Source organism: Mycobacterium montefiorense (assembly GCF_025823255.1).
Taxonomy (GTDB): Bacteria; Actinomycetota; Actinomycetes; order Mycobacteriales; family Mycobacteriaceae; genus Mycobacterium; species Mycobacterium montefiorense.
Window position 1 is genome coordinate 929,060 of sequence record NZ_JACKVL010000013.1, and the last position, 18,753, is coordinate 947,812.

At 59.4% G+C, this 18,753-nt stretch carries 17 protein-coding genes and 1 pseudogene; 8 read left to right on the forward strand and 10 right to left on the reverse strand.

The features are described from left to right. Positions 1-27 precede the first annotated feature (27 nt). The 6 genes and pseudogenes from H7K34_RS17890 to H7K34_RS17915 all read left to right on the forward strand — a co-directional run bounded on the left by H7K34_RS17890 (position 28) and on the right by H7K34_RS17915 (position 7,139). Positions 28-1,128, forward strand: a complete 1,101-nt coding sequence (locus H7K34_RS17890) for a class I SAM-dependent methyltransferase (protein WP_264063324.1) — start codon at positions 28-30, stop codon at positions 1,126-1,128. 251 nt (positions 1,129-1,379) lie between these two features. Then, complete coding sequence (locus H7K34_RS17895; RefSeq protein WP_264063326.1) at positions 1,380-2,186, forward strand: TylF/MycF family methyltransferase; 807 nt, start codon at positions 1,380-1,382, stop codon at positions 2,184-2,186. Between the two features lie 31 nt (positions 2,187-2,217). Further along, entirely contained in the window at positions 2,218-3,486 is a 1,269-nt protein-coding gene (locus H7K34_RS17900) for a glycosyltransferase (protein WP_264063327.1), read from the forward strand. A 328-nt stretch (positions 3,487-3,814) separates the two neighbouring features. Further along, positions 3,815-5,091: pseudogene (locus H7K34_RS17905) on the forward strand (glycosyltransferase). A 270-nt stretch (positions 5,092-5,361) separates the two neighbouring features. Next, on the forward strand, positions 5,362-6,168 hold the full coding sequence (locus H7K34_RS17910) for a TylF/MycF family methyltransferase (protein WP_264063328.1): 807 nt from the start codon (positions 5,362-5,364) through the stop codon (positions 6,166-6,168). 170 nt (positions 6,169-6,338) lie between these two features. Then, positions 6,339-7,139: a class I SAM-dependent methyltransferase gene (locus H7K34_RS17915; RefSeq protein ID WP_264063329.1), complete on the forward strand. Its 801-nt coding sequence runs from the start codon at positions 6,339-6,341 to the stop codon at positions 7,137-7,139. Positions 7,140-7,144: 5 nt separating this feature from the next. Here the strand turns inward: H7K34_RS17915 and H7K34_RS17920 are convergent, their stop codons facing one another. Beyond that, positions 7,145-8,419: a glycosyltransferase gene (locus H7K34_RS17920; RefSeq protein WP_264063330.1), complete on the reverse strand. Its 1,275-nt coding sequence runs from the start codon at positions 8,417-8,419 to the stop codon at positions 7,145-7,147. Between the two features lie 26 nt (positions 8,420-8,445). After that, entirely contained in the window at positions 8,446-9,702 is a 1,257-nt protein-coding gene (locus tag H7K34_RS17925) for a glycosyltransferase (RefSeq protein WP_264063331.1), read from the reverse strand. A gap of 1,007 nt (positions 9,703-10,709) precedes the next feature. On the opposite strand from H7K34_RS17925, the gene H7K34_RS26790 reads away from it, so the two are divergent. Both H7K34_RS26790 and H7K34_RS17935 read left to right on the forward strand, forming a co-directional pair. After that, positions 10,710-11,057, forward strand: coding sequence for a cephalosporin hydroxylase family protein (locus H7K34_RS26790; protein WP_264063332.1), 348 nt, complete (start codon positions 10,710-10,712; stop codon positions 11,055-11,057). 2 nt (positions 11,058-11,059) lie between these two features. Then, on the forward strand, positions 11,060-11,944 hold the full coding sequence (locus H7K34_RS17935; protein ID WP_264063333.1) for a glycosyltransferase family 2 protein: 885 nt from the start codon (positions 11,060-11,062) through the stop codon (positions 11,942-11,944). 139 nt (positions 11,945-12,083) lie between these two features. Here the strand turns inward: H7K34_RS17935 and H7K34_RS17940 are convergent, their stop codons facing one another. From H7K34_RS17940 to rfbF, 8 genes are all read right to left on the reverse strand, one after another. Then, complete coding sequence (locus H7K34_RS17940; RefSeq protein WP_264063334.1) at positions 12,084-12,842, reverse strand: cephalosporin hydroxylase family protein; 759 nt, start codon at positions 12,840-12,842, stop codon at positions 12,084-12,086. Positions 12,843-12,902: 60 nt separating this feature from the next. Next, complete coding sequence (locus H7K34_RS17945) at positions 12,903-13,280, reverse strand: GNAT family N-acetyltransferase (RefSeq protein WP_264063335.1); 378 nt, start codon at positions 13,278-13,280, stop codon at positions 12,903-12,905. A 61-nt stretch (positions 13,281-13,341) separates the two neighbouring features. Continuing rightward, entirely contained in the window at positions 13,342-13,551 is a 210-nt protein-coding gene (locus H7K34_RS17950; protein WP_264063336.1) for a hypothetical protein, read from the reverse strand. Further along, on the reverse strand, positions 13,551-14,687 hold the full coding sequence (locus H7K34_RS17955; protein ID WP_264063337.1) for a DegT/DnrJ/EryC1/StrS family aminotransferase: 1,137 nt from the start codon (positions 14,685-14,687) through the stop codon (positions 13,551-13,553). Before H7K34_RS17955 ends, H7K34_RS17950 begins: the two co-directional genes overlap by 1 nt. 268 nt (positions 14,688-14,955) lie before the next feature. Further along, positions 14,956-16,179: a class I SAM-dependent methyltransferase gene (locus tag H7K34_RS17960; protein WP_264063338.1), complete on the reverse strand. Its 1,224-nt coding sequence runs from the start codon at positions 16,177-16,179 to the stop codon at positions 14,956-14,958. Further along, positions 16,176-16,727: a dTDP-4-dehydrorhamnose 3,5-epimerase family protein gene (locus H7K34_RS17965; RefSeq protein WP_108924227.1), complete on the reverse strand. Its 552-nt coding sequence runs from the start codon at positions 16,725-16,727 to the stop codon at positions 16,176-16,178. Before H7K34_RS17965 ends, H7K34_RS17960 begins: the two co-directional genes overlap by 4 nt. Next, positions 16,724-17,818, reverse strand: a complete 1,095-nt coding sequence (rfbG, locus tag H7K34_RS17970) for a CDP-glucose 4,6-dehydratase (protein WP_264063340.1) — start codon at positions 17,816-17,818, stop codon at positions 16,724-16,726. The genes H7K34_RS17965 and rfbG overlap by 4 nt, the downstream gene beginning before the upstream one ends. Next, positions 17,800-18,501, reverse strand: coding sequence for a glucose-1-phosphate cytidylyltransferase (gene rfbF / locus H7K34_RS17975; RefSeq protein ID WP_443677685.1), 702 nt, complete (start codon positions 18,499-18,501; stop codon positions 17,800-17,802). Before rfbF ends, rfbG begins: the two co-directional genes overlap by 19 nt. Positions 18,502-18,753: the final 252 nt, after the last annotated feature.

Here is an 18,753-nt window from a genome sequence, read left to right on the forward strand (position 1 = left end):
ACTGTAGCCAGTACAGGGAGGTGACCGGTGGGCGTTGTGGTCGACAAGCGGGCGGTGGAGCGGACGACAGTTCATCGTCTGTGGAAAGCGGTCCTCATTGGCAGCGCGCTTGTCGTGGCCACAGCATGCTTTTACGTGCCGACTCTGCTGATCCCGATCGGCGTGCTCCTGGGGTTGCTGATATTGGCGCGCATTGTTTATCCGGGGCGCGATCGCTACATTCCCAATTTATATGCGCGGGACACCAGGATTTATGACGAGGCCTATGGAGATTTTATTCGCCAGACCATGGCGGATCTGCGCCGACGCCGGATTCGGGGCCACACATTGTTGTCCGAAGCGTCGAACTTGGCGGGGCCATCCCTGGGCGGCTCCGACGAATTGATCCTGGATCTCGGCGTCTGGATCGGGTGGTCAACGAGGCTCATATCCGATGCCAGCGATCGAATGGTCTACGGCTTCGACAGCTTCGAGGGTCTCGTTGAGGACTGGAAACTCGAGGACCATGTCGTCAAACGCGGAACGTTTTCATTGACAGATCCGTTCGCCCAACGCTTTATGCACGACACCGGTGTGACTTTTCACGAGGGCCTACCTGACGCTCTCGGCCGTAAAGTCCAGTTCGTCAAGGGAAGCACTTACGACACGCTAGCTCCATTTCTGGCAGACCGGCCGAACGCGCCGATCAGGCTCTTTCACATGGATTTGGACACATATGAGAGTTGCCTGCATGGATTGGAGACGTGCAAGGAACACTTCGTGCCGGGGTCCATCCTTGTGTTCGACGAGTACCTCGTCACCAATGGTGAAATGCGGGCGTTCTTCGAGTTTCAGAATCGCTACGAGCTGGAATGGCAATACCGGGCCTGGGGTCTCGAGATGATGGAGATGAATCTCGAGATGGTTTCCCACCGGTGGAAACGCATCTTTTACCGCTTGGTCGCGCTTCCGGTTTATTGGTTGATCGGGGAGGGCAGCTTCACGGTGAAGTGCTTCAGAAAACCGTTCTGGCGATTCTGGTTAGGCGCTCCGATCAGCGACATGCTTTTCCTGCTCGGTGCCGCAGGGTCGCGGAAATCGGTGAGTCTCGAGATCACCGGTCTGGGTAAGCTCGACCGGACGCGCTAGGTTGATCGGCGATTGGCGGTAGACTGCCCCACGCCACGAGTCCGTGAAGTTCGATTGGTTTGGCTCCGCAGCGAGCAAAGCCCAAGCCGCCTTCGAAGGCTATCTGGCTTTGTCGAGGTCACGGTTACAGGTTGCGCCCGAGCATGAGGGAAAACCGCGAAACGAGTTGGCGGGGTCGGCGGACATCTAGGCTGAGCAACCGGCCGACACATGGGAAGAAGAAGTAGACGTATGGGAAGTAAGGGGCAGTTTTGACCGCAGCTGAATGCGACTCGCGATCGGCGTATCTCGACCTACTCCGTCGTGACCTCACAAGATACGGTCACGATCAGCTGGTGCCTGTCGGGTGGCACCGCCTGGGGCGGCCTGTTTTCAATAGCCGTAATTTTATGCTGGTCCGTAAATATCCGTTTAACGAGCATGCTCGGAACCTGGGCCTGGATTGGCCGACGGATGCTCTGACGATGATTGGGATGCAGCGGCTGATCAGTCTGCAGCATTGCGTGGAGTCGGTGCTGGCCGATGGTATTCCGGGTGATCTGGTCGAGTGTGGCGTCTGGCGGGGCGGCGCTGCGATTTTGATGCGTGCGGTCCTTTCGGCTTACGGGGACCTGTCGCGGAAGGTGTGGCTGTGTGATTCGTTCGCCGGCGTACCACCCCCAGATCCTGCGAATTACAAAGCCGACAAGGGAATTAAGCTGCATCGTCATGCGAAAATACTGGGAGTCCCAGAGGCAGAAGTAAGGGCGAACTTCGAGCGTTATGGCTTGCTGGACGATCAGGTGCGGTTTATCCCTGGCTGGTTCAAGGACACGTTGGCAGATGCCCCGATCGAGCAGATTGCGGTGTTGAGGCTTGATGGGGATCTGTATGAATCGACGATTCAGGCTCTCGATGCTCTCTACCCGAAACTATCGTCCGGCGGTTATTGCATCATTGACGACTACCACGCGCTGAAAGCGTGCGAGCAGGCTGTGGCGGATTATCGTGAAAAGCAGGGCATATCCGCCGATATCGTAGAAATTGACGGCACAGGCGTGTTATGGCGTAAGCCATGACCGCCAAACAACCGTAAACTTTGGGTCCGCAATGAAATTCGTGCTGGCGAATTATGGAACTCGAGGCGATGTCGAGCCTTCCCTCGTTGTCGCACGTGAGCTACAGCGCAGGGGCCACGATGTGCGGATGGCCGTCGCGCCCGATCTGATGGAATTCGTCGAGGCGGCCGGGCTTCCGGCGGTCTCCTACGGGCTGGATACGCGGACCTGGCTGGACGTGTACCGCAACTTCTGGACGTCTTTCTTCAGCAGATTCTGGCGGATTCGGCAGTTGAGAAGGCTGTGGCACGAGATGTGGGAGCTCAGCGACCAGTGCTGGACACAGATGAACACAACGCTGGTGTCGCTGGCGAAGGACGCCGACCTGCTATTCGCGGGGCTGAGTTACCAGGAACCGGCCGCCAATGTTGCGGAGTATTACGACCTGCCGCTGGCCACGCTGCATCACGTTCCGATGAGGCCCAACGGGCAGGTCGTTTCGATCCTGCCCTCGCCGGTGGCCCGCTACGCGATGACGGTGTTCGACTGGTTCTGCTGGCGCCTTAATAAGAAAATCGAGGACACGCAGCGGCGTGAGCTCGGCCTGCCCAAGGCAACCGGGCCCTCCCCGGGACGGATCGCCGAGCGCCGGTCCCTGGAAATCCAGGGCTACGACGAGGCCTGCTTTCCCGGGCTGGCAACCGAGTGGGCGAAATGGGACGGCCATCGCCCCTTCGTCGGCACGCTGACGATGGAGTTGACGACCGACGTCGACGACGAGGTCGCGTCGTGGATCGCCGCGGGCACGCCGCCAATCTGCTTCGGTTTTGGCAGCATGCCGGTGGAATCACCGGCCGACATGATCGAGATGATCAGTGCCGCCTGCGCGGAGTTGGGAGAACGGGCATTGGTGTGTGCCGGCTGGAGCGACTTCAGCGGCGTTGTGCATTCCGAACACGTCAAGGTGGTGGGAGCGGTCAACTACGCAAAGGTTTTTCCCGCCTGCCGCGCAGTTGTGCACCACGGTGGCTCGGGAACCACGGCCGCAAGCATGCGCGCCGGAGTTCCCACGTTGATTCTCTCGATGGACCCTAACCAGACGATCTGGGGATCGCAGCTCAAAAAGCTGAAAGTTGGTACTACCCGGCGCTTTTCGAACACCACTCGCGAATCGATGGTTGCGGACCTACGCCGAATCCTCGGCCCGGAGTACGCGTCGAGGGCGCGTGCGCTCGCTACCCGGATGACCAAGCCTGCCGAGAGCGTCAGCGCCGCCGCCGACCTGGTCGAAAACTTCGCTCGCGCGAAGCATTACGCGTAATTGGCGAGCGCGGCTCACCGCCAATTGTCCGGGGATATAATCAGAACCTGCCAGTTTGATTCAATGCCCGGGGCAATTTGTCATTCGTCCGGCGGCAGCAGTGTAATCAAAACTTCGCGGAGGTGTTGCGTTATTGAATAGTAAATCCGCAGACCGCCTTTGGCCCTCCCATCACGTCTTCTGATAGCCGGCAGGGGCCCGGTAAGATGTATCTGTTGCTACGGCGAATTGGGGGAACTTGAACCATGCAAGACCCGTCTGAACCAGGGGTAAGCACGCTAGCCTGGGCTTGCTTACAAACATCGGAAGTGATAGGTCTAGCCTCGCGATGAAATTTGCTCTGGCATGTTATGGAACTCGTGGGGATGTCGAGCCCTCTCTCGCAGCGGGACGCGAACTGTTGCGCAGGGGGCACGAAGTTCGCATAGCTATTCCGCCCAACTTGCTCGCCCTGGCCGAGACGGCCGGGCTGGATGCGGTTGCCTACGGACCGGACATGCAGGCATTCTGGGATGACGAGTTCCTGCGCAACTTCTGGTCGAGATTCCGTCGCACGTTTTGGACTGTCAAGGGTCCGATCGAGTTGGTGCGTGAAGCCTGGGAGCCTGTTCTGCGGTCCTGGACGGACATGAGCACGACTCTGACGGCGCTGACCGCGGGGTCCGACGTGCTCTTCACCGGGCAGCTGTACCAGGACCTCGCGACGAACGTGGCTGAGTACTACGACATCCCGTTGGCTGTGCTGCATTACATCCCGATGCGCCCCAACGGTCAGCTCATTCCGAACCTGCCTTCGCCACTCGTCCGGACCGGTATGGCGGCGTACGACTGGATGGTCTGGCGCATGAACAAGAAGGCCGAGGACACGCAGCGCCGTAAACTCGGCCTCCCGAAAACCGACTGTGCGTCGCCGCAGCGGATCGCTCGGCGCGGGTCACTGGAACTGCAGGCATACGACGAGGTGTGCTTCCCCGGGCTGGCGAAAGAATGGGCGAAATGGGGGAGCGACGGCCTTTCGTCGGCGCCCTGACGATGGGGCTGACAACGGATGTCGACGACGATGTCGCGTCATGGGTGCACGCTGGGACACCTCCGATTGTTTTCGGCTTTGGCAGCATGCCGGTCAGCGAATCTCCAGCCGACACGGTCGAAATGATCGCGGCGGCGTGCCAGCAATTGGGCGAGCGCGCCTTGATTTGCGCCGGTTGGGCCGACTTCAGCGAAGTGCCGCATTTCGATCACATCAAGATGGTCGCGGCGGTGAACTACGCGAAGATCTTTCCGGGTTGCCGCGCAGTAGTGCATCACGGTGGCTCGGGCACCACGGCCGCGGGACTTCGCGCGGGTCTTCCCACCCTGATTCTTTGGACAGCGGGAGACCAGCCGTTCTGGGGCGGTCATCTCAAACAGCTGAAAGTGGGTGCCGGCCGGAAGTTTTCGGCCACCACCCAGGAAACATTGGTCGAGGATCTGCGGGAGATCCTTAAACCGGAATACGCCACCCGCGCCCGAGCCATCGCGCCCCAGATGACACCGGCTGCAGATAGCGTCAGCCGTGCAGTTGATCTGCTTGAAAGTTTCGCGCATAACGGACGCTTTGCGTGATCGACGCTAGTCTGGGAGTCACCCCCGCGCTGCGTCGAGAGAAGTGGGGGGCGTCCGGACCGGCGGGGTTTCGGTAGCTGGCCTCCTGTGCATCCGACGTCGCAGGTGCGCTTCGGCAACGCGAGTCGGAGGTGAGGTGCTGGGTACTCAGCTAACATGATTGCTGGTCGAGCGGGGGAGTTGACAGAAGAACGTGGAACGCGTCGATGGCGTCGAGGGGCGTCTAGGCTCCATGACTGGGAGTAAGTGGCATGCCAGGAGAGGACAGTTTTGACCGTGACTGAACGCGACTCGCGGTCCGCGTACCTCGATCTGCTCCGTCGTGACCTCACTCGATATGGCCAGGACGAACTGGTGCCGGTGGGGTTGTATCGGCTGGGGCGGCCACTGTTCAACGCCCGGAATTTCATGCTGGTGCGCAAACGCCCGTTCAATGAGTACGCGCGGGATCACGGCCTGGATTGGCCGGCGGATGCTTTGACCATGATTGGCATGCAGCGGCTGACCAGTTTGCAGCAGTGTGTGGAGACCGTTCTGGACGACGGCATTCCGGGTGATCTGGTCGAGTGTGGTGTGTGGCGGGGCGGCGCTGCGATTTTGATGCGTGCGGTGCTTTCGGCTTACGGGGACCAGACGCGGAAGGTGTGGCTGTGTGATTCGTTCGCCGGAGTGCCTCCTCCGGACACGACGAATTACAAGGCGGATAAGGGTATTAGATTGCACCGGCATGCGAACGTGCTTGGGGTATCTGAGGCAGAGGTTCGAGCGAATTTCGAGCGTTACGGGCTGCTGGATGAGCAGGTTCGTATTCTGCCGGGATGGTTCAAAGACACATTGGTCGACGCTCCGATTGAGCAGATCTCGGTACTGAGGCTTGATGGTGACTTGTACGAATCGACGATTCAGGCCCTGGACGCGCTTTACCCCCGGTTGTCGCCCGGAGGTTATTGCATCATCGATGACTACTACGCGCTGAAAGCGTGTGAGCAAGCGGTAACGGACTACCGCGAGAAGCACGGAGTAACTGCTGAGATCGTGGAAATCGATGGCACCGGCGTGCTGTGGCGCAAGCCATGACCATCGCACAGCTGTAATGTCTGGGTTCCCGAAAGCACGGACGGCAAATGCCGTTCGCGGGAAACCGCTTGTCTACGAACATGTTTGCTTTCCGAGCTGCTGCGTACTAAGTCAAATGAGTTGGTAATGAACCCGTCCGATTCGCCGGAGACAAGGTGCGCGCCAATGCTATGGTTGCCGCCGTGGCCACCGGTCTAAACGCAAAAACAAACCTGCTGATGTGGTGGGTGCGCTTTGAGTACTGGCTCGCGCGCGCCGTGCTACCAGACGTGTACGCAAGCGACGGGCTGATCAGCTTCCACAACGATGCGTTCCTCGACGACCCCGCTTTCCAGCGCGCTTACCAACGCGGTGCGCGCGCTCTGCCCGACCAGGACTGGTATCAGTGGCAATGGCGGGTGCACGTCGGGCTATGGGCGGCGCAGAACGCGAGCCTGCTGGACGGCGATTTCGTCGAGTGTGGCGTCAGTTACGGGTTCTTGAGCAGCGCCATCATGGAGCGCCTCGACTGGGATCGGACCGGCAAAACCTTCTATTTGCTCGACACCTTCTCGGGGATCGATCCCCGCTTCGTCACCGACGGGGAACGCGAATCGGGGGAAGTTGAACGAAGCCAGCTGAAGCTGCGCAATGGGATGTATGTCAGCGGCGTCGAGGGTGTCCGCGCCAATTTCGCGCAGTGGAAAAACCAGCGCATCATCGTTGGTACGGTTCCGGAGACCCTGGAGCAAGTCGAGGCGCGCGCGGTCGCTTACCTGCACATTGACATGAACTGCGCTCCGCCCGAAATCGCTGCGCTGCGCCACTTTTGGCCGCTGCTGACACCAGGCGCCTTTGTGCTCCTCGACGACTACGCGAACCGAGGGCGTGACGAGCAGCGCGTCGCTATGGATATCTTGGCGGCTGAGTTGGGGGTATCGATCTGCGCACTGCCCACCGGGCAGGGCCTACTGATCAAGCCGGCCAAATAGTCCGCTCAGACGGACGCCTTCCGGCGGGCGGCATCTTCTAAGAGATCAGCCGTGCGGCCAATGCTTTCTTCGGGTTTGGTCATCCGGGTAGCGAGTTCGCGGGCGCGGCTGGTGTATTGCGGGGTCAGGATCTCGCGCAGATCGGTAATCAGCGTCTCCTGGGTGGCGGTCGAAAAGCGCCGGGCGGCCCCGACTTTCAGCCGTTTGACCTGAGCTCCCCAGTACGGCTGATCGGCCGAGCTCCACAGCACCAGCGTGGGGATCCCCGCGCGCAGGCTCGCGGCAGTGGTGCCCGAGCCGCCGTGATGAACTACAGCGCGACAGCCGGGGAAAACGGTCGCGTAGTTCACTGGGCCTACCAGCTTGACGTGATCGGGATGCGGAACGTTCGTGAAGTCCGTTCCGCCGAAGCACACCAACGCGCGCTCGCCCAACTCCGCGCACGTCGCGCTGATCATTTCGACCAACTCGGTGGGGGATTCCACCGGTATGCTGCCCGAGCCGAAGCAGATCGGCGGTGTTCCCGCGGCGATCCACGATGTGACCCCGTCGTCGGCCTCGGTCGTCAACTCCATTGTCAGCGCGCCGACGAATGGTCTGCGGCCATCCCACTCCGCCCACTCGGCGGCGAGCCCGGGAAAGCACACCTCGTCGTAGCCCTGGATTTCCAGCGATCCTCGCTCGGCGATCCTTCGCTGTGAACGCGATGCCGCGCTCGACAGGCCCAGTTCGCGGCGCTGCTCGTCTTCGACCTTCTTCGTCGAGCGCCAAAACAGCCATTCGATCGCCGTCATCGTGGAACGGACAAGGGGAGCCGGCATGGTCGGGACGAGCTGGCCGTTGGCCCGCATGGGGAAGTGATGCAGCGTGGCCAGCGGAATGTCGTAGTGCTCCGCCACGTTTGCCGCGGCCTGTTCGAAATTGATGCCGGTGGACAGCAGGTCGGCGCCCTCCGCCAGCGACATCAGGGTCGTATTCACTTGGGCCCAATGCACGATGATGGGCTCCCAGATTTTGCGCACCAGGTTGATCGGGCCGCTGATCGTCCAGGCGCTCCGGAAAAAATTCGTCCACATATTGCGCAGGAAATCCTCGTCCAGAAATTTCTCTATCGGTGGCCCGTAAGCCACGGCCGCCAGCTCAGCCTCCTCGGCGAAGTCCATCAATCCGGGGGGGACTGCCAAACAGACTTCGTGCCCCCGGCGCTGCAGTTCGCGGCCGACAGCGGCGGACGGCTCGATATCGCCGCGCGTCCCGTAGCTTGCCAGGGCGAATTTCATCAGGAGCAAGACCTTTCAGTTGCCGTCTAGTTGTTCGTTGCCGGCATGCGGGCGAAATTTTCGAGCAGATCGGCTGTCTTGGCGGCACTTTCGGCGGGATTGGTCATCCGGGTGGCGATGTCGCGGGCACGGTCGACACAATCCGGGGCGAGGATCTCGCGCAGGTCGCCGACGAGTGTTTCTTGGGTGGTGGCCGAAAAAGGCCGGGCGGTGCCCACCCGGAGTCGTTTGACCTGGCCGGCCCAAATCCTCTGATCACCCAGGCTCCACAGGCTCAGCGTCGGCACGCCGGCGCGCAGGCCGGCGGCCGTGGTGCCGGCGCCGCTGTGGTGGACCACCGCCCGGCAGGCGGGGAAGACAGTGGCATAGTTCACCGGCCCAACCACTTTGACGTGATCGAAATGAGGCACGGTGCTGAAGTCACTCCCGCCCGAGCCGACCAGTGCTCGCTCTCCCAACTGTGCGCACGCCGAGCCGATCATCTCGATTGTTTGGGCGGGAGACTTCACCGCCGTACTGCCGAAGCCGAAGAAAATCGGCGGAGTTCCGGCAGCGATCCACGCCGCGACATCCTGATCGGCCTCCGTGGACATCTCTATCGTCAGGGTGCCCACGAACGGCCGTTGATCGCGCCATTTGGCCCATTCGTCGGCCAATCCGGGGAACACAACCTGGTCGTAGGCTTGGATCTCCAGCGATCCACGCGCGCTGATGCGGCGGGGGGCCGGCCCAGTGGCCTTCGGCAGGCCCAGTTCGCGGCGTTGTGCGTCCTCGGCCCTCTTGGTTACGACGCGCTGCGGCCAGTCCAGCAGCGTCATCGCGGTGCGTACCAGCGGCGCGGGCACATTAGGAGCGAGTTGGCCGTTGGGCAGCATCGGAAAGTAATGCATCGCGGCCAAGGGAATGCCGTAGTACTCCGCGACATTGGCGGGGACCTGAGGGAAACCGGGGCCGGTGAACAGCAGATCGGCGCCGTCGGCCAGCGCCACCAGCGTCGCGCTCATCTCGCCCAACGAAACTTGCAGCAGGTCCTGAGTTTGGCGCCACGAGTCGAGCACCTCCCGGACCTTCCAGAACTTGCGGAGGAAGTCCACGTCCCAGAACCCTTGTTGCTGATCCGGTCCGTAGGGGACCACATCAAGCCCGGCCGCCTCGACGAGATCCACCAGGTTGGGCGGGACGGCCAGCCGAACTTCATGCCCTCGGCGCTGCAGTTCGCGTCCGACGGCGGTGCTGGGTTCGATGTCGCCGCGGGTTCCGTAGCTCGCCAGCGCAAACTTCACGACGAATCCTGCCTTCCGTGTGTCGAATAGTAGGACGACGCCGCTGCCATGACACTAGTCCTCGACTCTCAGATGTGCTTTGGCTGGGTGGCCCGGCCAGCTGGCCTTGGTTACCAACAGTGGCACTAGCGACGCTCGCTGTCCCCTGATTGCAAACCATGGTATGACCGAAATGCATCCAGTGAGACGACCGCGAGCGGGGTATCCGATTGACTGGGTTGCGCAAGCGGTTGAATGAATCGTGGACGGCCGCTGATTGGTGTTACGGCTCTAGCACAGGCAACGCAGGTAACCGTCGGGCGCTACTGTTATCTTCAACTTCTGCGGAGGTCCCGCGGTCAATCTTGAGTTCGGAATGCGACTGAGTGGCGCTGGGTGCGGTGCTTCGGTGCCCACCACACTGCTACTTGGGGTTTCACCTATCCCTTCTTTAATTATCCTGCCTTGCAGCGCATTACGCGGTCGACGCGCAACGTCGATTAGCCGGCTTGCCAGGTTGGCACTATGGTGCGTCCGTAACCTCAACTGCAACCTGGTCTTGGGATTACGCCTGCCCTGTCGAGTATCGCCGTAACCGCTTGCAGCGCAACATATGTAGGCACGTCATCGTCAAATACAAAGTGCGCTAGACGAAGTACGGCCTGCTCGGCACTGTGGTCGCCGGCAAAAGCGTGTTCCCGACCGGTCGCACGGGGTTCGAGGGCAGTTGGATGATGGCGCTGCTTAAGCGGTTGGGATGCGACGTGTACGGCTATGCCCTGCCCCCAAACGGAAACCGGGCCTGTTCGAATTGGCGTCGGGGCGCAAACTACTCTCCGGGGAAGCGCTTGCGGACATCCGCGATCCTTCTAAACTCGTGGAGTCATTGCGCATCGCACAACCCGGCTCTGGTGATCCACATGGCGGCGCAGGCGTTTGCGCGGCGAAGTTATGCTGAGCCGGTCGAGGATGTTGGTTTCGGGATGGGGAGAAGAGTATCAAGTGCGAATTGAGATAGGAAAGCGCCCGTGAACGAGCACGAAAAAGTTTGCGCTGAATGTGCCGAGGAAGTCGCCGAACAGGGCAAAACCCAAGAGCTTACGCTCCTTTCTTCTCAATGGATTTCCGCGTCCACTAGTGCTCGATACTCATACCATTTCACCGCGCTTGGCCGCCCGCAGGATATTGCGGCGACGATTGTCGAAGACCTGCCGGTCGGTGCCCATCCGGATCGTCTCTGGGGACACGGGGACAACCCGAAAACCGTCGTTTGGAAGCACTTTGAGACCCATCCGGAGTTCGAGATCGATGACTCCATCGACAGCAAGCCGCTGATCTCAGTGGCGCCACGCGGGTTCCTGCGCAGGAAGATGTGAACGTGGAAGATGTGAACGTGAATGGCCAAGTTCGAATAAGTATCGGCATTCCCGTCTACAATGGCGAGGCGTCTCTTGAGCAGGCTCTCAGATCTATAGATTCGCAGTCGTTCCATGACTACGAGGTAATCATCTCTGACAATGCATCCACGGATAATACGGCTCAAATTTGCCGAGAAATGGCTGCAATCAATCCTCGAGTGAAATACTTTCGTCAGGAAAATAATATTGGCGCCGCTGCTAATTTCAAGTTCGTTTTAGATAAAGCAGTCGGTGAATATTTTCATTGGCTTGCTGCAGACGATACGCGGTCAAGCAATTTCTTGGAATTAAATATCAACTTCCTGGACGAAAATGTCGACCATGTAGCGTCAACCTGCCCGAACAGGTTCAAGGGGCAGGCCGAAGCGGACAATGTCACCTTCTCGCTTGTCGGCACTCCGGCCGAACGCTTTGCAAGCTTTATGGACCACTGCTGGCAATCTCAAGCTGTGTACTACTCTGTGGTTCGGACCGCAATCCTGCGCCAATGTGATGTCATCGGTCAGTCATTCTGGGCGGTAGATTGGGCGATCGATCTGTTCCTTGCCTCGCGTGGAAACATCAATCGAACCGATGACGGCTGGTTGGAACTCGGTGTGTCGGGAGCCAGCAGCGGCGCGGACGCATGGCGTGTTCTGCGAAGTGGCCGCATCGAAGCTGTACTGCCGTTTTTCACTTTCTCGGCCCATGCGCTCAAATTGGCCAAGCCTTTCCCTCTGGCCGACAGGTTGTCACTATTGTCTCGGCTTGTGGTTCTCAACTGGCGCGGGGCCTATGGGAAAGCATTCACCGCGTTGTATCAGCGGTACAAGGCCGGTCTGCGCCCAATGCGGAGGGGCAACTGAATGCTGCGCAGTATCAAATAAGTGCTTGAGAATGGACTAGCGGAGGGGGCAGAGCGGGAAACTTCGTCGCCGGTGTTCCCGAGTTAAAAACTCTCTAGAGTCCCTGCCGTAAGTGCGGCGTGAATGCCGTTACTACCAACTAGTTTCGCCGAAGGTAAGCCCGCGGCCAGTACGTCACCCGCTCCGTCAAGGCACTCTCATTGAACGGCCAGGCAGGCTCGACACAATCGAATTCAGGATGGCCTTCCAAAAACTCGTCTATCGCCGAGAGCGGATTGTTCCAAGACCAGTCCTCTTCCGTTCTTGGAGCACCTGTCACCTGCTTCATGATTCCGTCGCACACGACGATATAGCTACCAGGGCTTACCATAGGTGAGTAAGCCTCAAGCTCTGCAGTTACGTGATCCTTGAGGTGATTGCTGTCCAAAATCACCAGGACGGTCTCCGATTTCCCGATCGCGCCCTTCACCGAATCAACGATCACCGAATCCACGGAGCTCCCCTGGATCAGGGAGATGGCCGGACTAAGTCGATGCTCCTCGATCGCCTTCCTATTGTGCGGGCGAATATCGATGTCAATACCGACAACCCTGCCCTTCCCGATCGCCGCGCAAAGGCTAGCGTAGAAAATCAAGGAACCACCGTGCGCAACGCCTGTCTCAACGATTACATCTGGCTTAACCTCGTAGATGACTTCTTGAATTCTGAGCATGTCTTCTGGAAGCTGGATTATTGGCCGGCCGAGCCAACTGAACCCATATACGTATTTCGTATCCCAACCTGCCCTCAGCCATGCTTCAGAAATGATCGAGAAAGCTTTAGGGTCACTCAAATTAATTACCGATCCATCGCTTAGAGTGATAGTCGAATTCGATGAGGAATAACTAAAGTCCGACATTGTTCCAATTCCTGTTAATGGTTCATCTGAAGTGGTTCTAATTGCTACTTACTGAACGGATCACACCGAGCACCTCATGTGCACAAGGGTGCGCGAAGATTCGCCCGCGCAATCAACTGAAGGAATTTCTGAAAGCTCGACAAGCTCGCCATGCGGTCCGCGAGTCTCGTAGAGTGGCGTCTCTTTCACTCTAGAAAAGCCGCACAATTCATAGAATCCGACCGCCGGATTATCGGACAACACTCTAACCCACACATCGCCAATACCAAGGTCCAACTTCGCCCAGTTGACCAAGCGCGAGAATGCGCTTCTCATCAGGCCAGGTTCCGACTTTCCCGCAAATCGGACAATTGCATCTCCTTCGATCCTCGTTCCAGCAGGATCTCCGTAGGCTAAACCCATATAGCCGTAATGGTCATTCGATTCAATATTGCTCACCGAAAACAATATCCGTGAAGGATCGCCTGCTACCGCACCCGCAAGCCAGCCCGCCGTTCGCTCAGCGGTGGCGGTAAAATAGGTAAGGAAAGAAAGCGGAGTTAGAATTGCGGGCTTCCGTCAGCATTCTAACTGTGCGGTCGTCTATCCGGTCGGCCTGACAGTTAATTGGGAAAAGGCCATATGCTGTCCCTTCGACCGGCAGGCAGAGGGAAGACAGATCGAGATCACCGACGCCCTTGAGGCACTGGAACAGCTCCTGGTATTTCATCAGTCAGCCTTGAATGTCGAAATGGAATTGATCACTCGCGATTGATCTTCACTGCTCATCCTACTGTGGAGCGGAACGGAAAGAATCTGATCAACAATCTTTTCGGTGACCTCCAGCGATCCCCTACGACAGTCCTTGAGGTAAGAAAAACTGTGCCCAGCTTGCCAATGGATACCCGTATCGACTCCACAATCCTTCATGTGGGCACGAAGTTCGTCACGACGACCGCCCAGCACTCGTACGTAGTACAAGAACGGGTTGACTTGGTCGAAGTCGCCACGAGGGGCATCGATCGAGTTGAGTGACGACAGCTCTGCGTAATATCGCTTACAGGCCTGTTGCCGCGTGGACCGGATTTCATCGATCTTTGAAATTTGTGCGACACCTATTGCGGCGTGGAGATTCGCCAAATGATATCTGAAACCGAGTTCTTCAATGTCATAGGTCCACGCACGCGAATTTGTATACATCTGCGCCGCAGGTTGGGTCATGCCAATCAGCCGCTTCGCGTGGAGCCTCGACACGTTATCGCGGCCGCGGACAACAATCGCACCGCCGTCAATACATGTGATTGTCTTTACCGGATCGAAGCTAAACATCGTGAATTCGTGCTGATTGCCAGTAGGCCGGCCTTGGTAAAACGATCCGAAGGAATGCGCTGCATCGTGTAGCACCGGGATACCGTGTCGTTCCGCCACGTCAGCGATTGCGTCATGATCACAGATGAAAATGTCGTAATCCATGGCAATAATGCATTTAGTTCTGGGTGTGATCAATTCTTCGATTTTATCAGGATCGATACAGAGTGTTTCTTCCTTGATGTCTACGAAGACTGGGTCGGCCCCGCAGGCGCGTATGGCTTGAAAATCTGCGGCGTTGTTGAAGGACGGCGTAATTACCTCATCGCCGCGCCCGACATTCATCATCAGCAGTGAAAGATGGAGCGCAGCGTGCCCAGTGCTAACTGCTACAACATGACGGTCATCATCCGATTCGAGTTGACAAGTCTTTTCAACTGCCTCTTCGAACTCTTGAACATAGCTGCCCATGCCGAGCCATCCAAGTTCGAGCGATTCCACTGCAGCAGCAATTTCTTCAACCTCGATCAGCGGCTTGAATACTGGGACAGTCGCCACGAGTTAATTCACCTCGCAAATAGTAAAGTCTAGCTGCACCTGCCAAACTTGCCGACGAACGATCATGCAGTTTTTAAACATACACGTCGTATGAAGACCTGCTGGCGAGTCCCCGACGTTGATGTGCCCCGGGAACATCAACGTCGCCGGAAACGCCGGGACGGATGTATGCATAGCACTGCTCGGCCGCAGCCGTTGGCCGCGGCATCGGTGGCGTAGCGCACCTCGAGTTCGGTGATCGATGGCCTGGTGTACGCAATACCTGGGTTCACAGGAAGCTCAGTTCAGGAACCGCTATCACGAAGATCGCGCCTCCCTCGGCGAGATCTTTCAGCTGGGTCCGCACTTCTTGAGCGATGTTCCTCGGCAGGATCACCACGTAGTCTGGCAAGTTTTCCCACAGCGCCTCGGGCGCTCGGATTGGAATGTGGCTTCCCGGCAGCAATTTCCCCTGCTTGGATGGTGCGGCATCACAGACGTAGGGCAACAAGTCGGGCCTGACACCGGCGTAGTTCAGCAAGGTGTTGCCTTTGGCGGCCGCTCCGTAGGCCGCCACTCGTCGGCCGGCACGCTTCTGTTCGATGAGGAAGGCTACTAGATCGTCCTTCACCCGGTCGGTTCGCTTCTGGAACTCGGTATAGGTCTCCAGCCGAGTCACCCCGAACTGGTCTTCGCGCGCGAGCAGCGCCGCAACGCGCTCCGTTGTGACGATTGCAGCCTCGGTGTGGCATCCGTAAACCCGCAGGCTATGGCCGTGGGTCGGCAGTTCCTCGACGTCCCACACCCGCAGGCCTGCTTCGGAAAAGATGCTGGCCACCGTGGTGAGTGACAAATAGGAGAAATGCTCGTGGTAGATCGTGTCGAATTGGGTCTGCTCGATCAATGGGACAAGGTGCGGAAATTCCAGTGTGACAGTGCCTTCCGGCTTGAGCACCGCAGCCAATCCCCGGGTGAAGTCGTTGATATCGGGCACGTGGGCGTACACATTGTTGCCGGCGATCAGGTCCGCCGAACGTCCTTCGTCCGTTAGTCGCCGTCCCAGGGCTTCGCCGAAGAATTCCCGCATGACGGGGATTCCCAGCGCCTCGGCCGCTGCGGCCGTGCTTGCAGTTGGTTCGATGCCCAGGCAGGGAATCCCTGCTGCCACAAAATTCTTCAGGAGGTAGCCATCGTTGGAGGCCACCTCGATGACGAAACTCTCGGGCCCAAGCCGCAACCGGTCGGTGATCATGCGTGCGTAGCCGGCCGCGTGTTCGAGCCAACTGCTCGAAGTGCTGGAGAAGTACGCGTAGTCGGCGCTGAACAGTTCCTCGGCCTGGGCATAGTCTTCGGTCTGCACCAACCAACAGCGGTGGCACACCTTCACCCGCAGCGGGTAGTGCACCTCCGGGTTGGACAGCTCCTCGGCGTAGACATAGGCGTTCGAGGGGGGCGCAAAGCCGAGGTCCACAAAGCTGTGCTCCAACGCCACGCCGCAGTGTCGGCATTTCATAAGGCGACTCCGGTGAAATCGGCACTCAATAACGGATGGGAAAGGTCACGAGCTGAAAGGTCCTGTGGCGGCAACGGCCACGCGATGTCCAGCCGCGGATCGTCAGGCCGCAGGCCACCTTCGGCGGCCGGGTGGTAGAACGCGGTGTGCAGATAGAGCAACTCGCTGTCCGGCTCCAAGACCTGAAAGCCGTGCGCGAAACCTTCTGGAATGATTAGCATTTGCGCGTCATCCTGTGCCAGTTCCTGAGCGTGCCACTGCAAGAACGTCGCGGATCCCGTACGCAGGTCGACGGCGACATCCCAGACCCGCCCGCGAAGGCAGCGGATCATTTTCACCTCCGCATACGGCGGATGTTGGAAGTGCATGCCACGCACAGCTCCGACGCTGCTGGTTCGCGAGTGGTTGATCTGCTCGATCCGGCGCTGGCCCAGCACGGGCTGAAGTTCCTCGGCGCAGAAAAGCCGAGTGAACGCGCCGCGCGCATCGCGGTGCGGTATCGACTGCGCGATTTTCAGATCCGCCAACGGCGTGTCAACGACTTTCATGCTGTCGCCCAACACAATCCGGCTCCGGCTGCATCGGCGGTGTAGGCCGTAAGTTCGTCAGTGCTCGGCAGTTCACCCGATTCCATCAGGAGGCGATACCAGTTGGCAGTGTGGTGGATTGCCTTTTCAAGCTTCCAGACGGGACGCCACCCCAACTGCATCCTCGCCTTGGCGCTGTCCAGTTGCAGCAGACCCGCCTCGTGCGGCTGAGGATCAGACGTCACTTGCCACCGAAGCTGCGGCCAGGTGTGAGCAAGGTCCTGAAGTACCTGCTCGACGGTTCGGTTTCCTTCCCCGTCCGGGCCAAAGTTCCACGCACCGGCGCAGGCGGCGTCGCCGGCGAGCAGCCGGTGCCCCAGCAGCAGATAGCCGCTGAGGCAATCCAATACGTGCTGCCAGGGCCGCGTGGCGCGCGGCGAGCGAATGACGAGCGGCTTGTCGGCGGCAACCGAACGCACCAGGTCGGGAATCAGCCGGTCCTCGGACCAGTCACCACCGCCGATTACGTTGCCGCCCCGGGCGGTTGCAAGCAGCGGAGCCGACGCCTGGTGCAGAAACGCGGTCCGATAGCTTGCGGCCACCAACTCGGCGCCGGCCTTGGACGCGCTGTAGGGGTCGTGGCCTCCAAGGCGGTCTCGTTCTCGGTACGCCCACGGCCACTCGCGGTTTTCGTAGCACTTGTCGGTCGTGACGACGACGATGGCACGCACATCCGGTGATTGGCGGGCCGACTCGAGGACATGCGCGGTGCCCATCACATTGGTAGCCCAGGTGGTGATCGGCTCGCGGTAGGAGCGACGCACCAAAGGCTGTGCCGCCAAATGGAATACGATCTCGGGCTTGGCGGCCGCGAAGACCTTTCGGACGGACGCTTCGTCGCGGATGTCGAGGCGATGGTCCTGGATCGTTAGCTTCAGGAGGTCCCAGTGGCTGGGTTCGGACGGCGGGTCTAAGGCGAGCCCGGCGACCTGGGCCCCCAGCATATGTAGCCAGAGACACAACCAACTGCCCTTGAAGCCCGTATGGCCGGTGACGAGGACGCGCCGGCCCCGATAGGCAGTCTCGAAAGCGTTCAACGCCAGCACTTCCACGGCGCTTCGCCGCTACTCCAGAGCTCTTCGAGCGTGTTCTTATCCCGAAGCGTGTCCATGGGCTGCCAGAAGCCGGAATGCTCGAAGGCCATCATTTCGCCATCGGCAGCCAGACGCGTCAGGGGCGCGCCTTCCCACGAGGTCTGGTCGCCTTCGATGTAGTCGAGCACCGCGGGGGAGAGAACGAAGAATCCACCGTTGATCAGGCCACCATCGCCCCGCGGCTTCTCGGCAAAGCCCTTGACCACGTCGCCCGAGCACTTGAGGGCCCCATAGCGGCCCGGCGGCAGCACCGCGGTGACTGTGGCGCGGCGCCCGTGCTGGCGGTGGAATTCGATGCTCGCGCCGATGTTCACGTCGCTCAGCCCGTCACCATAGGTAAAGCAGAAGGCCTCATCATCCCGGATATAGGATCCCACTCGCTTCAGGCGGCCGCCTGTCAGGGTGTTCTCACCCGTATCCACCAGCGTCACTCGCCAGGGTTCCGCGTGGTGCCGGTGGACTTCCATCTTGTTTGCCGACATATCAAAAGTGACGTCCGACATGTGTAGGAAATAATTGGCGAAGTATTCCTTGATGACGTACCCCTTGTAACCGCAACAGACAACAAAATCGTGAATGCCATGGTGGGAGTAGAGCTTCATGATGTGCCATAGGATTGGCCGTCCGCCGATCTCCACCATGGGTTTGGGGCGGATTGCGGTTTCTTCGCTGAGGCGAGTACCAAACCCCCCCCGCCAGCAATACGGCTTTCATTGGTGTCCCTCTCGACAGCTCCGTCGGCTACTTCCGGGTCTACAGCGCCGCACCAGGTCCACTGTGCCACGACGCATCCGGCTGGCTGCTTAGGGCCGGTGGGTGCTTCGCGTCAGGCCACGGGTTGCACGGCGCACAACGACAAGGGAATCGTAAATCTCGATAGCGCCCAAAATCGG

Coding starts and splice junctions, on each gene's coding strand:
- H7K34_RS17915 (WP_264063329.1), top strand. CDS start 6,339: ATGGTTGCCGCCGTGGCCACCGGTCTAAACGCAAAAACAAACCTGCTG.
- H7K34_RS17965 (WP_108924227.1), bottom strand. CDS start 16,727: ATGAAAGTCGTTGACACGCCGTTGGCGGATCTGAAAATCGCGCAGTCG.
- H7K34_RS17920 (WP_264063330.1), bottom strand. CDS start 8,419: ATGAAATTCGCCCTGGCAAGCTACGGGACGCGCGGCGATATCGAGCCG.
- H7K34_RS17900 (WP_264063327.1), top strand. CDS start 2,218: ATGAAATTCGTGCTGGCGAATTATGGAACTCGAGGCGATGTCGAGCCT.
- H7K34_RS17940 (WP_264063334.1), bottom strand. CDS start 12,842: ATGTCGGACTTTAGTTATTCCTCATCGAATTCGACTATCACTCTAAGC.
- H7K34_RS17950 (WP_264063336.1), bottom strand. CDS start 13,551: ATGAAATACCAGGAGCTGTTCCAGTGCCTCAAGGGCGTCGGTGATCTC.
- rfbF (WP_443677685.1), bottom strand. CDS start 18,501: ATGGTGGAGATCGGCGGACGGCCAATCCTATGGCACATCATGAAGCTC.
- H7K34_RS17960 (WP_264063338.1), bottom strand. CDS start 16,179: ATGAAATGCCGACACTGCGGCGTGGCGTTGGAGCACAGCTTTGTGGAC.